Raw genomic sequence first — 13798 nt, 5'->3', positions numbered from 1 at the left:
CAATAAATTGAACTTATTGTACCTTTACTCCCTATCCCCCTTACTCCTGATCTTCAAACCATTGCCTATTGCCAAACTATAAAAATCATACCTTCATTCATCAACGCCAATTTTTGATTACCAGGGACTACCAATCATAGTGAAAGGGGCCCAGTAAAAGGGATGGGAAAAATCCTCTGATTGTCGAGATATTTCGGGTAGTTGTTCGAGGGAAATATTTAAATTAGGGGTAATGATGTTATTACCATCTTCACTTTTTTGAGTGTCTCCTTTTAATAAACTTAATTGGGCTTGACGTAGGGCTTCGGCTTTGATGGTATTGTTTCTTAGGTTGCTATAAAAAGTAGTCATTAAAGCCAAAGTTCCTGTATCACTAACCGGCCAGACACTACCGAGCGCACTTTTAACCCCTGCTTGAACGGCTAATCCTGCAAATCCTAGTTCGGCGATTTCATTACCAAAGGCGGTGTTACAAGCACTTAAGACTAATAATTCAACGCCGAGATCATTTAGTCCTAAACTACGTAATTCGTTGAGGTTCAGGCGATCGTTGTACAATTGAATATAACTTAAGTCTTCTTGGATGGTGTTAAATTCTCCATGAGTACCAAAGTGGACTATGCCATAGGAATTTTGAGCCAAGTTACGACGAATGTTGTCATAGGTAAAGTTTTCATTGGTGAATAAATTTTCTTCCGATGCCTCTTGCCATACCCTCGCAATGGTGGGTAATTCTAAACCCGCTGCGGGTAAGGGGGTAACGGATTGATCCTCAAAGGTTGATGCACCCATGGCTAGTAAGCTGCGATCGCCCACAGGACTATATTCATTATCATTAAGATTAAGACTAGGAGTCAGGGAAATACTATAATTTTCCACTAAATATTGTTGATTTTGAGCATCATATAAAGCCGCCAAAGGCAAAAAGCGCATGTCATTGGGCAACATAAAAACTAAATTATCAATCTCCCGTTCAGTTAATAACTCCTCCAAGGGCTCTATTAACCATTGATAAAGTTGACTGGCATCTTTTAAGTGGCGATCGCCCTGCTCAAAAATATCCGATACCCCAGACCATAAACCATTAACCGCATTAGTAACCTCCTCCCGACTCACAGGCACTACAACCCTCAAAGGATCACCCTCTGCCGTAACAATTAAAATATCCAACTGAGTACCTTCCAAATTTTCAAAATCCGTCACAGGATCGAGATCGGGAACATTACCAATTACCCGCCCAAACTCATTAGTTTTTTGAGCCTCTCGCCTTGCCATATCCTCATCAAAACTCCTTGGCACATAATTACGAGGAGAAAAACCCACATAGATAAAGCCACTTTTAACCCCCGTTCGACTCTCAATGGTGGTTAATATTTCCTTTGCTTGATCAATACTCAAAATTAATAAACTCTCCTCACCCCTCATGGGAATATTTTCCCCCACCGTAGGATTATAGGATGTTTGACTATTACTCGGATCATTCTCATTGGACTGAATTAAAAAAGAAAGCAATTCATCCCGAGGATCGATGATTTCAGGCTCAGGTTCAGGTTCAGGTTCAGGCTCAGGTTCAGGCTCAGGTTCAGGCTCAGGCTCAGGCTCAGGTTCAGGCTCAGGCTCAGGTTCAGGCTCAGGTTCAGGCTCAGGTTCAGGCTCAGGTTCAGGCTTAGGGCGAGGAGGAGTAGTCGGCCTCGTGGGTTGATTCGGAGGGCTTAATGGCTGAACTTCAAAAGTGATATTGATTTCACCACTACCAGAACCCGTTATTTTAGTGGGTTCAGTAATATTATCAGGATCATTTCCCCCCTCAGGAATTCTTAAAAAACCAGCTTGAATAGTTCCCGCCGTACCATTAGGGGTATCGAGAATCAAAGCCCCCACATTTACATCAAAACTAAAATCAGCGGGTACAACTTCAGTATATGTAATAAAAATATTGCCCCCATCTCCACTAGCTCCGTTACTCAACAAACTAGCATCACTAGCCTCCACCAGCCCCAAAGCCCTGAAATTATTTCCCGTGATAATAGATATATTCCCCGCAAAAAGGTCTGAACTAACATCAACACTGTTAACCACCACCGTATCTCCCCCCTGAAGATTGACATCCCCCGACTGAATAAAGGACTTTGAAACAATATCTTGGCTGGTTATGTTGCCCTGAGAAGCATTGACGGTAATATCATCACTATCACCATTAAAAGATAAAGAAATCAGATCCCCTGTTTCCACATTCCCCGTCACAGAAGTAAGAGTAATACCTCCTGCATCACCGCTGTCAAACGCTTCAGAGATAATGTTACCCGTGAGAATATTTTCTTGGGCTTCAATGGTGACAAATCCTGCTTTATTGGTTATTCCAGCCGTTCTGCTTTCCACATCTGATATTTTAATATTCTTTCCTGAAGTGATAGTTATATTACCACCGTTACCATTGGAGAAGTCGCTATTAGCACTGATGGTGGTGGTAAAAATGTCTCCCCCTGCGTTGATGTTTATATTTCCCCCATCAAAAGTAGATGCTGATGAGCTAATGTCGTTGGCCAAAAGAGCGTTACTCGCTTCAATGAAAATATCACCCCCCAAACTATTTAAAGATGTGTCGATGTTAATGTTTTCTCCCTTGAGGGTAATTGAGCCAACGTTGGTAAATGCTGATGTGGTGATAATGGACGAACCATTATTGATGTTGACATCACCGAGATTATTTTCATCTATGTCACTATTAAAAACTAGATTGAGAAAATCATTAGTCGATGAAGGTTCAATTTTTCCGTTAAAGTCAATGTTTCCTGATGCTTCTAGGGTTAGGGTATGGTTATCATCGGTTTCATAGGATAAGGTGGCGTTATCATTCCAAGTTATATTCCCTTCTTGAGTTCCCCCCGTACCTGTGGCAATGGTTACACTACCTTTTGTTAAGGCATTTTTAATGGATTCGACGGGTAAAATGGCGCTATCGTTTTCGGCAGTGAAAGAGTTATTATCGTCATTTATGTTGGTTAATGTTCCACTGTCAACGATTTCTATATTGTAGGGATCTATTAACCATTCTCCCCCTTGTCCGTTGAAGGCACTTACATCGGGTATGGAAGTAATGGTAAAACTTTTTAAACCGCTGGTTTCGATAAATCCTCCGTTTCCTTTGCTCTGACCTCCTGTGGCGCTGAGATTACCGTTAATTCGGGCAAAGTCTTGGGCGAAAATGATGATATTACCGCCGTCCCCTTCATTGATGGCGTTGGCGGTGATATTTGATTCTGGGCTTATGTAGGTAACCGAGGCGTTAGGAATTGTACCTTGTCCCCTGGTGTCTCCGCCGATTTTGATGTTTCCTCCCCCTGTGATGCCGTTGGCGGTGATGGTAGAGTCGATCGCCCCTACATTTTTCCCTAAAATAGTAATATCCCCTCCCATATTATTACCATTGGTGGAGATCGTACCTGAGGCGATCGCACTTCCTTGCCCTTGGGGTATCAACTGATTATTTACCCGCACCTGTCCACTTTCTACCCTGACTCCATCTATTTCTGTCCCTGTTAACAAAGATGGTAAATCTTGAGGGGTGAACCCTAATAAATTTCCTTGCTCATTCTGCGGTATATCAATCTCTAAACTCAGTAAACTACCTTCGGGGGTTATTTTTATCCTTGAAGTACCTTCGACTGCCTGTATATTAATTTTGCCCCCAGAGGTTTCCACGATTCCCCCATGGATGACATTCCCGCCGATTAGGTTAAGATTTTGCCCGACACCAAGGGTTAGGTTTCCGTTGTTGATGATACTACCAATATTATCTTGACTAAAAATAAAACTTTGGGGGTTTCCCACTAATTTACTATAATCATTAGAACCTATGGCGCTAAAAACCCCATCAGCAAAACCGATACCCGTGGCAGTGGTGGCACTAAAATTGGCCGGAACATTTAAACTAGCCCCTTTTCCAAAAATAATTCCCGCAGGATTCATCAAAAATAAATTGGAGTTACCACCCATTACCTGTAATAAACCATTGATTTGGGATGGGTTACCCCCTGTGATACGGGTGAGGATATTTTGGATATTGGGATTGGTTAAAAATGTGGCGATTTGTTCACTACTTAAGCCAAATTCTTGAAAACTATGGAATAAATTTTGACCGTCAGCCGATAGGGTTTGACCGTTAATGATAATATTATTACCTTCTATTTTAATGGTAGTGTCTGTGGTGCGATCGATCACAATTTCTTGACCATAAACCACCGGGCTATAAAAGATACTTAACCCCGACACAAAAGAAACCAGCAAAGTCGACCTTCTAGCCATCATAGTTTCACTCTCAAAAAAATAGTTTTATTACCCTATCAATGTTGAAATTACCTACGTTTAAAACCGTCTGTTTTTACCAAATTTTAGCACTAGATTTTTATTTCTAAAAAAATGTTTACAAAGAGTATTAAAACAATGGACAACTAACCTATTATCAGCCTTACCCCCCATCTCCCTAACACTTGTAACCTAACACTTTAATAATATTTACCTAACCTCCGTTCGAGATTTGTAATTATTATGAGGTTTCAGGTTGTAATTTATTAATTGTCCATTGTCAATTATCAATTGTTTACACGACTATAAATTTTATCCTTAACTCAGATTACCTAAGTCTTCCCGAGCGTAAAATACTAATTACCAACCACAAACCGAGGAAACTAGCCACAGCAAATAATATGTTACTCAGTAACATCAATTGGGGTGTTGTTGCCCCCGTGGAAATAATTGCCGCCCCGACAATCAGCGCCCCTACCACAATACTAAACGAGAGGCGGTTAGCAGAATCATCAAGGCTACGACGTAGGCTATCTAATTCCCTGATTTGTAAATTAAATTGCAGGGTTTCTGAACTTAATCTATCTAAAATTACATCAAGTTGACGGGGCGATCGTAATCCCACCGACTTTAAATCTAACACCGTACGAAAAACCGTTTGTAAAGGAGTTTCCCCCAACAACTGACGACGGAGTAAATCAATGGTTAAAGGTTTAATCTCATCCAAAAGATTAATTTGTGGGTTAAATTTTCGGGCAACTCCTTCTAAATTCGCCAAACTTTTAGCATACAAACCCATATTACCTGGCAACTTAACCTTATTGTTTCTACTTACCTCTAAAATCTCATAAAAAACCTCACTAAAATTAATCTGAGAAAGACTTAAATTATAATACTTCCTCAGCATAATATTATAGTCATTTTCTAACCTAGCAATATTTGTTTTTAAAGAAATATTTTCCGATAATTCTAAAGTTAATTGAGCACATTTTTGAGCATCAATATCTACCACAGCCAACAACATTTCCGTTAATAATTGTTGAGTGCGAGGATCTAAACGCCCTATCATACCACAGTCAATGAGGGCAAGACGACCATCATCAAGATAGAAAATATTACCGGGATGGGGGTCAGCATGGAAAAAACCATCTATGTATATTTGTTGAAAAAAAGCCCTAAATAAAATAGTGCTTAATTCTGTTCTAATATTATTATCAGGCTTCTCCTCAAAAGTAGGAATATCAGCTTCTAAAATAGGCTTACCATCTAACCATTCCATCACCAAAATTTTCTTAGTTGTGTAGTCCCAAAAAATTTCAGGAATTACTATTTTTTGAGGATCAAACCATTTACTCTTAGACAAATTTTGCCTTAATTTATCAGTGAAAGTAGCCTCTTTCCTAAAATCTAATTCCGCTAATACTGCGCTCGTAAACTCCTCAGCTAAACTCACCACATCATAATCATTACCAAAATCACTCAAGGCGACTAAATCGGCAATGCCCTTAATAATATTAATATCCTGATTAACAATTCTCTCAATATTAGGACGTTGCACCTTAATGGCCACATCAACCCCTGATACCAAAGTAGCACGATGTACTTGAGCAATGGAACCGGCCGCCACAGGTTGGCGATTAAAACTAGAAAAAATGTTCTCTAGGGGTTGATTATATTCTTGCTCCAAACTTTTTTCTACCTCCCCCCAAGATACAGGAGGCACATTGGCTTGTAATGCTGTTAATGCTTCAATATATTTTGGAGGTAATAAATCGGGGCGAGTGCTTAATAATTGCCCGAATTTCACATAAAATGGGCCCAATTCCACTAAGATACGGCTTAAAACTTCGGGGGTTGGTAGTTGTGGTTTATCTGATTTTCCCCCCGTCAAAATCCCCCGCATATAATCCCAGCCATTACCCAAGACAATTTCAATGATTTCTCTTTGGCGGGAACTTGTTTTTGTTTTTGTAATAGATGACATAAATAATTTTTTGGGATAATAGCTATTTGTTTTCCATTAATATAGCAATTTGACCTCAAGATCATCTGATATTTTTTTTATTCTTTTTTACTAGCCCACAATTTGAGTAGAAAAAATAAACATAATAGAAAATAACCCGTGGTTAACATCCCATTAAGATACATTAAACGAAGGGAAAATAAATCATTACTTAAAACACTGCCCAACCATAAACTACTATAAATTATCAACCATCCACCTCCTAACTTGAGAGATAAACGGCTAATTTTTTTTATTTGAGTAGTTTTATATTCCGAGGAGGAAAGAACGCTAATTAAGGCAAAAATAAGACCAATTACAGGCATTAAATATAGTGACAACCAAAATTTATTTGGGTTTTCTTCGGGGTTATTATTTTTCATATAACTTGAGTTCGGGATAAAAGTTTTAGGAATTTTAAAGATATGAACAATGAACAATTAAACTATTATCACCCTTACCCCTCACATCCCATACTCCTTAACCTGACAATGAAAATCTAGTTTTATACAAATTGTAATCTAATTGACAATTTATCGAAAAATGATCGACAATGGAGGGGTAGTCAATACAACTTGTGAGCTTTAAAAATTAAGTATTAATGACGAAATTATTAGAATTTACTGAATCCGATAATAGATTGTCTAATCGTTTCATTGAGCTAGATCCCCAAGGATATTTTATCATTTCCATTGACCGAGAAAAAGAGTTAATTTGTGCAGAACATTACAGCAATGCGATTAATGAGCAGGGTTTGGCTGTTGATCCTGATACGGGGGAGGTGATAGCCTGTAAGGGTGCTAAACCTCGTCAGGCGGTGACAAAATTTACGGGGACGACGGCGAAGGAAATTTGTATTAAACTTTTTGAGGAAAGTTGTCCCCCTCCTGTTAGTATGTTTGACCATGCTGCTTATTTAGGTAGGGAGTTTGTCAGGGCGGAAATTGCTCTTAAAACTGGAGAGGATTATATTCAAGATTAGGCCCTATTAATTATTTTTTTGGCGTTGGTGAATTAAGGTATGATTTTTGGTTTAGTTTGGCAATGGGCAATAGTAATAATAGTTTTAATACTATACATTTACTGTAATTCAATAATGTTTCATGCTCAAAATCAGCAATGCCATTTCACGGTAATAAGGAATTTAAATTCCTTGCCTCACAATTAATCAACGTTGTTCATTATAAGCATTAATCTGGTGAGTAAAATAATAATTGCGGGGGAAGAAGTTGCCCCTTCTCAGGTGAAGCAGATACAAATTCCCGTGGCGAAGTTGCCGACTCAGACAATGATGTCTTTGCCTGTGACGGTGATTAATGGTAAGGAGGATGGGGCAAGGTTATGGTTAAGTGCGGCGATTCATGGAGATGAGATTAATGGGGTGGAGATTATCCGCCGTGTGGTTTCGTTAATTAATCCTGAGCGGTTAAAGGGTTGTATTATTGCGGTGCCTATTGTCAATGTGTTTGGTTTTATTGAACAATCGCGCTATTTGCCTGATAGAAGGGATTTGAATCGCTCTTTTCCTGGTTCGGAATCTGGCTCTTTGGCTTCTCGTTTGGCGGAACTTTTTATGCGGGAGGTGGTGGCGAATTGTACCCATGGTATTGATTTACATACGGCGGCCATTCACCGTGTTAATTTACCCCAAATTCGGGCTAACCTTGAGGATGAGGAAACAAGACTATGTGCGATCGCCTTTAATACCCCAGTGATGATTCATGCTACCACAAGGGACGGTTCTTTGCGTCAAGCGGCTAGTAAAAAAGGTATTCCTATTTTGTTATATGAAGGGGGAGAGGCGCTCAGATTTGACGGTAAAGCCATTGATACAGGAGTCAGAGGAATTTTAAGGGTAATGAATTACCTAAAAATGTACAATATCTATAACCATGATCTCGAAAAAAAATCTATCATGGTTCATAAATCCAAATGGATAAGGGCATCTAGTAGCGGAATCTATCTTTTAGAAACGGAATTAGGGGCAGAGGTGAGGAAAAAGCAGGTTTTAGGTAAAATTACTGATCCCTTTGGTAATAAAAGTGTTGCCATCAAAGCACCTTTTAGCGGTATAGTAATCGGTCATGTACAAAATCCCTTGGTTAATCAGGGAGATGCTATCATTCACCTGGCTTCTGCTGAAGAAACATAGATGATACTTAATTCAGAAACTATCGGCAAATTAGCATAGCTAATAAATATATTTTCTCAAAAAAATGATTATAAGAATAGTTCTTGTTTGGATTTTAATTGCCATAATAGAAACCATTCAAGGTATTGTCAGAGTTAAATTTGTGAGCCGAAAAATAGGAGAACCTTTAGCAAAAAAAATAGGTATAGTTAGTGGTTGTTTTTTTATTTTTTTAATTACTTGGTTTACATTTTCTTGGATTAAACCTATGAATATTTTTGATAGTTTGTTAGTAGGTTTATTGTGGTTAATTTTAATGGTTGTTTTTGATATTTTATTGGGTAGATATATATTTCATTATTCATGGAAAAGAATTGGATATGACTTCAATATTTATCGAGGAGGTTTTTTAGGAATAGGCATGATGTTTTTATTTTTTGCCCCTACATTAGTGTTTGTTTTAAGATAAAAATTATTATTAATTGATTATTTTTTGCTTTTTATTAATTTCCTTTTGCTAGGATAGCAACTCCATAACAGGCTTCTGAGTAGGGCGATTTAGTGACAGGCACATTTAATTTTAAGGCTCTTATTTCTTGCCATTTCTCATTAACAGAACCTCCCCCTGCTGTATATACTTTAGTAAGATGATTAGCCCCTAATTCTTGTAATAGTTGATAGCCTTTTTGTTCAATTTCTGCGATTCCTTCTAATATTCCTTGTAAAAAAAGAGTAGGATTATTAGGTTTTGGAGTTAATTTTGGTGGTAATTCAGGATTATTAATAGGAAAACGATCGCCCTTATTAATTAAAGGATAATAATGATAATTAACAAGACTATTAGGATTAATATCAGCACTTAATTCCTCCAACTGTTGAGATGAAAAAAAATGTTTTAACACAGCCCCCCCCGTATTAGAAGCCCCCCCAGTTAACCATAGGTTACCAAAACGATGACTATAAATACCATAACGACTATCATCAATTTTAGTTTCACTAAGGAGTTTTAGCACAAGGGTTGAGCCTAGGGAAGTTACTCCCTCCCCTGGAGTTGTGACACCACTAGCCAAAAAAGCGGCAATACTATCGGTTGTACCTGTTTTAATCACACATCGAGGATTAATATTAAATTTTTTACTAATGTCTTCGGTGATAGTCGCCACGGTTTCTCCTGGCTGTTTAACCATGGGTAAAAGATGGGAAAAAGGTTGATTTTTCAACCATGGGGGATAGATTAAATTTTCTACGTCATAACCTAACTTAAGGGCGTTATGGTAATCGCTGATGCCCAATTTACCATGTAATAAAAAACCAAGATAGTCTGCTTGATGAAGAAAATAACGGGCTTGGTTAAAAATAGATTGTCCATACCACCAATAAAGTTTGGCGAGGCTAGAAGTGGCGCTGAGGGTAAGATGATTTTGGGGTACAAACTCCCTTAGATACTTGAGAGTATCTTTTCCCCGACTGTCATGATACCAAAGGGGATTGGTGAGGGGTTTCCCCATCTCATCACATAATAAAACAGTGCTTGATGTACCTGAAAGGGCGATCGCCCTTAAATTTTGCCTTATATTAAGAGGTAACTGAGACAAAATCTGCCATAATACTTCAGACCAATGGGAACAATGATCATAATTAGAAGATTCTATTTTAATCATATCTCCAAACCGATGATTTTGATCCACCGTAACAGCCCTTACCCCCGAAGTACCAAAATCAAAGCCAAGATAAAAACTATCCACCACAGTACCTAAAAAAGCAACTGTTTAATTATGCCATGAAAAATTATTCAATAGTCCCAAACCATTATCAGCAACTATTCCTCCTCATCCTCCTGTAACAACTTCTCACACAAACTTTTTAACCTCATTCGTGGAATATAAGGCCATCCGCCCACCTCCTCCATATGACGTACCAAAAGATAAAGACGATGACGATTAGTAGGCAAAGCAGGGTTTAAAAAACTATCACTAACATGGCGATGGGTTGCCTCTAACTCCCTTAAAACGTGCAGTATTTTCAAACAGTCACCATCGCAACTTTGAGCTAAATCCGTAATTTGCTCATTAATCAATGCTATTTTTTCCTGTAAATCCTGATATTTTACTTCTTGATTGTCCATTCGGCGTTAATATGATTATCCCATTGTCAATGATAATCACTTGAGCTGATATTTATCTAGTTTTTCGAGAATATTTATCTATATTTTTAACTTTAGCATTGAACGGATTTCGGTAAACACCCCACAACTACGTTACAAAACGTTATATTCTAAAAGAATAGAAATAATAATATCTTCAGCCATAAAAATATAACTGAGTATCAAAAATGCGAGTAATTTTAATGACAGGAAAAGGCGGAGTCGGAAAAACCTCCGTTGCGGCCGCCACAGGGTTAAGGTGCGCTGAATTAGGACATAAAACCCTAGTGTTAAGTACCGATCCAGCCCATTCCCTAGCGGACAGTTTTGATTTAGAATTAGGTCATGAACCCAAAAAAGTTAAAGAAAATCTTTGGGGTGCAGAATTAGACGCTCTCATGGAATTAGAAGGTAATTGGGGAGCAGTAAAAAAATATATTACCGAAGTATTACAAGCAAGGGGCCTAGATGGTGTACAAGCCGAAGAATTAGCCATTTTACCAGGGATGGATGAAATTTTTGGTTTGGTGAGAATGAAACGCCACTACGACGAAGGGGAATTTGATGTTTTAATTATCGATTCTGCGCCCACGGGTACAGCCCTAAGACTCCTTAGCCTTCCGGAAGTGGGGGGATGGTACATGAGAAGGTTTTACAAACCCCTACAGAGTATGTCAGCTACATTACGTCCTCTTTTTGAGCCTTTCTTTAAACCCATTACGGGTTTTTCTTTGCCCACCAATGAGGTAATGGATGCCCCCTATGAGTTTTATCAACAAATTGAAGCCTTAGAAAAGGTTTTAACCGATAACACCCAAACATCTGTGCGGTTGGTAACTAATCCTGAGAGGATGGTTATTAAAGAATCTTTGAGAGCCCATGCTTATTTGAGTCTTTATAATGTCTCCACTGATTTGGTGGTGGCTAATAGAATTATACCTGATCAGGTGGATGATCCTTTTTTCCAAAGATGGAAGGAAAATCAATCGGTTTATAAACAAGAAATTTATGATAATTTCCATCCTCTCCCTGTGAAGGAAGTTCCTTTGTTTTCTGAGGAGATGTGCGGTTTAGAGGCATTAGAGCGTTTGAAGGATACTTTATATAAAGATGAAGATCCTAGTCAAGTGTATTATGCAGAAAATACCATTAGGGTAATTCAAGATGACGCTAATTATAGTTTAGAGCTTTATTTACCTGGTATTCCTAAGGAGCAAATTAAACTTAATAAGACGGGAGATGAATTAAATGTCAGAATTGGTAATCATCGCCGTAATTTAGTTTTACCCCAAGCCTTGGCGGCTTTACAACCTTCTGGGGCAAAAATTGAGGAAGATTATCTTAAAATTAAGTTTTCTAGCCCTTCTTAATAAATCGGTTTAGGTTAAATTGGTGGGCTTTGCCCACCTCCATATATTAATAACGGGCGTTGTTAATTTTGAATATAAAATATTATTGAATTATATAAAGTTCGGATAATTTGTTGTAAATAGATTAATTGTACTTTCGCAGTTGCCCCACCGTGTAAACAATTAACAATTAATATCTTTTGCCTGTTCCCCGTTCCCCGTTCCCTGCCTTAATTAGTATATTATTGACACAGGATTTAGTATAAGATATTGCTAATTGGTAAGTTATCAAGTGGACTTGATATTACGCCAAATATTAAGTATTAAAACTTTTTTTACCATTGTCCGTTGCCTATTCCCTAACTAAACTATAAATCATACTTTTATTCATTAAGCCCTAATAACGGATGCGAGGATCAATATAAGCATTTACAATGTCAATGGTGATACTGGCAATAACAACGATCGCACCGAAAAAAACCATAATTCCTTGTACGGTGGGATAATCTCTTTGGGATATGGCTTCATATAGTCTATTACCAAGGCCTGGCCAAGAGAAAGTCACTTCCGTTAAAACAGCGCCTCCTAGGAGGGATGCAAAGGTTAAACCCATGACGGTAATAACGGGAATAAGGGCGTTTTTGAGGGCGTGGGCAAAAAGGATTTGTCTTTCTGGTATTCCCCTTGCCCTAGCGGCTTCTACATAATCAGATTGAAGGGTTTTTTTGAGATTTACCCTAACTATTCTTTCAAAAATACCGCTAATTAAAATACCGAGGGTAACGGAGGGCAGGGCGAGGTAGTGAAGGGCGGTGAGTAGTTGCCCCGGGTTGAGGGTTAAAAGGCTATCTAAGACATATAAGCCCGTGATGTGGCTAGGGGTGGCGGTGGCAATGGGAAAACGAGTGCCGAGGGGAAACCATCCTAGTTGCACGGAAAAAATAATCTGCATTACCATGCCCATCCAAAATAGGGGTAGGGCGTAGGTGATGATGCCAAATAGTCTCCCTGCTACATCATATATGGTGTTTGGTTTGGAGGCCGAGATGAGTCCGATGGTTACTCCAAGGGCGATCGCCACTACCATGGCAAAGAAGGATAATTCAAGGGTGGCGGGAAAGTATTGACTGATAACTTCTTTTACTTCTAAACCACGGCTAGTAATAGAAGATCCTAAATCAAGCCGTAATAATTGCCCTAAATAACTAATATATTGGATAAAAAGGGGCTTATCTAAACCCATTTGTTCCCGGAGGGCTTGTTTTGCGGATTCTGGCGCTCTACCTCCTAAAATAGCATCGGCAGGATCTCCGGGGGTAGCCCTTAATAGTAAAAAAACGATGGTTACGATAGTCCATAGCATTAATGGTGCTAATAAAATACGGGCAATGATATAGTATTGCAGAGATTTAGAACGGGACATACATTAATTTAAGATATTTAGGGCGGGGAATGGGAAATGATGATAATATTTTTATCTTTTGTATTATTATTTAATCAAAAAATTGCGAGAAAAATTAATGGCTCAGTCTTGGTTAAAGAATATTAATAATAAGGTTAGATCTTTATTTATAAAAACTCAAACCATTAATCAAAATGAAGATGATTTATTGGAACTTCCTCAATTTTTAAAGATTGATATTAAAGAGTATATAGAATCGTTGGATTGTCCCATAGCTTATCAGGAAAGTGTTCAAGGGGCGATCGCCCCTACCCTAGAAAAGTGGTTAAAAGATCCAGAAGCCGAAAATAGCGTTGTTATTGTAGGAAATCCTGTGGAAAATCTTAGTAAGATAATTGACAATAGTATCGAAAATTGGAAGGGCGATCGCCCCACCCTCGAAATTATTACCCCCCTACCATTTCCC

Annotated in this window: 11 protein-coding genes; 5 read left to right on the top strand and 6 right to left on the bottom strand. The window is 38.4% G+C overall.

Annotated features, from left to right (window positions below; genetic code table 11):
* Positions 1 to 117: 117 nt before the first annotated feature.
* The 3 genes from IQ215_RS04060 to IQ215_RS04050 all read right to left on the bottom strand — a co-directional run bounded on the left by IQ215_RS04060 (position 118) and on the right by IQ215_RS04050 (position 6690).
* Positions 118 to 4308, bottom strand: a complete 4191-nt coding sequence (locus IQ215_RS04060; RefSeq protein ID WP_193800050.1) for a CHAT domain-containing protein — start codon at positions 4306 to 4308, stop codon at positions 118 to 120.
* 325 nt (positions 4309 to 4633) lie between these two features.
* Positions 4634 to 6289 (bottom strand): ABC1 kinase family protein, encoded by a 1656-nt coding sequence (locus IQ215_RS04055; protein ID WP_193800049.1) that lies wholly within the window; start codon positions 6287 to 6289, stop codon positions 4634 to 4636.
* A 77-nt stretch (positions 6290 to 6366) separates the two neighbouring features.
* A complete protein-coding gene (locus IQ215_RS04050) occupies positions 6367 to 6690 on the bottom strand; it encodes a hypothetical protein (protein ID WP_193800048.1) in 324 nt (107 codons plus the stop codon).
* Positions 6691 to 6908: 218 nt separating this feature from the next.
* Between IQ215_RS04050 and IQ215_RS04045 the strand changes: the two genes are divergently transcribed.
* The 3 genes from IQ215_RS04045 (at position 6909) to IQ215_RS04035 (ending at position 8907) form a co-directional block, all read left to right on the top strand.
* Complete coding sequence (locus IQ215_RS04045) at positions 6909 to 7289, top strand: DUF4346 domain-containing protein (protein WP_193800047.1); 381 nt, start codon at positions 6909 to 6911, stop codon at positions 7287 to 7289.
* A 216-nt stretch (positions 7290 to 7505) separates the two neighbouring features.
* On the top strand, positions 7506 to 8459 hold the full coding sequence (locus IQ215_RS04040; RefSeq protein ID WP_193800046.1) for a succinylglutamate desuccinylase/aspartoacylase domain-containing protein: 954 nt from the start codon (positions 7506 to 7508) through the stop codon (positions 8457 to 8459).
* Between the two features lie 64 nt (positions 8460 to 8523).
* Positions 8524 to 8907, top strand: a complete 384-nt coding sequence (locus tag IQ215_RS04035; RefSeq protein WP_193800045.1) for a hypothetical protein — start codon at positions 8524 to 8526, stop codon at positions 8905 to 8907.
* A gap of 34 nt (positions 8908 to 8941) precedes the next feature.
* Here IQ215_RS04035 and IQ215_RS04030 read toward each other — a convergent pair whose 3' ends face one another.
* Both IQ215_RS04030 and IQ215_RS04025 read right to left on the bottom strand, forming a co-directional pair.
* Entirely contained in the window at positions 8942 to 10186 is a 1245-nt protein-coding gene (locus IQ215_RS04030; RefSeq protein WP_193800044.1) for an FGGY family carbohydrate kinase, read from the bottom strand.
* A gap of 71 nt (positions 10187 to 10257) precedes the next feature.
* Entirely contained in the window at positions 10258 to 10563 is a 306-nt protein-coding gene (locus tag IQ215_RS04025) for a hypothetical protein (RefSeq protein WP_193800043.1), read from the bottom strand.
* A 206-nt stretch (positions 10564 to 10769) separates the two neighbouring features.
* On the opposite strand from IQ215_RS04025, the gene IQ215_RS04020 reads away from it, so the two are divergent.
* Positions 10770 to 11951, top strand: coding sequence for a TRC40/GET3/ArsA family transport-energizing ATPase (locus IQ215_RS04020; protein WP_193800042.1), 1182 nt, complete (start codon positions 10770 to 10772; stop codon positions 11949 to 11951).
* A 376-nt stretch (positions 11952 to 12327) separates the two neighbouring features.
* On the opposite strand, the gene IQ215_RS04015 is transcribed toward IQ215_RS04020, so the two are convergent.
* Positions 12328 to 13353, bottom strand: a complete 1026-nt coding sequence (locus IQ215_RS04015) for an ABC transporter permease (RefSeq protein ID WP_193800041.1) — start codon at positions 13351 to 13353, stop codon at positions 12328 to 12330.
* A gap of 97 nt (positions 13354 to 13450) precedes the next feature.
* Between IQ215_RS04015 and IQ215_RS04010 the strand changes: the two genes are divergently transcribed.
* Positions 13451 to 13798 (top strand): hypothetical protein (locus tag IQ215_RS04010; protein WP_206688502.1); only part of this gene is annotated, 348 nt, incomplete at its 3' end.

Source organism: Cyanobacterium stanieri LEGE 03274, from assembly GCF_015207825.1.
Taxonomy (GTDB): Bacteria; Cyanobacteriota; Cyanobacteriia; order Cyanobacteriales; family Cyanobacteriaceae; genus Cyanobacterium; species Cyanobacterium stanieri_B.
Note: the sequence above shows the minus strand (reverse complement) of the source record. Positions and strands in the feature narration are given on the sequence as shown.

Bases quoted from the DNA above. Each gene is read 5' to 3' on its own strand.
- IQ215_RS04060 (WP_193800050.1), bottom strand. From the start codon at position 4,308: ATGATGGCTAGAAGGTCGACTTTGCTGGTTTCTTTTGTGTCGGGGTTA.
- IQ215_RS04055 (WP_193800049.1), bottom strand. From the start codon at position 6,289: ATGTCATCTATTACAAAAACAAAAACAAGTTCCCGCCAAAGAGAAATC.
- IQ215_RS04050 (WP_193800048.1), bottom strand. From the start codon at position 6,690: ATGAAAAATAATAACCCCGAAGAAAACCCAAATAAATTTTGGTTGTCA.
- IQ215_RS04045 (WP_193800047.1), top strand. From the start codon at position 6,909: ATGACGAAATTATTAGAATTTACTGAATCCGATAATAGATTGTCTAAT.
- IQ215_RS04035 (WP_193800045.1), top strand. From the start codon at position 8,524: ATGATTATAAGAATAGTTCTTGTTTGGATTTTAATTGCCATAATAGAA.
- IQ215_RS04025 (WP_193800043.1), bottom strand. From the start codon at position 10,563: ATGGACAATCAAGAAGTAAAATATCAGGATTTACAGGAAAAAATAGCA.
- IQ215_RS04020 (WP_193800042.1), top strand. From the start codon at position 10,770: ATGCGAGTAATTTTAATGACAGGAAAAGGCGGAGTCGGAAAAACCTCC.
- IQ215_RS04015 (WP_193800041.1), bottom strand. From the start codon at position 13,353: ATGTCCCGTTCTAAATCTCTGCAATACTATATCATTGCCCGTATTTTA.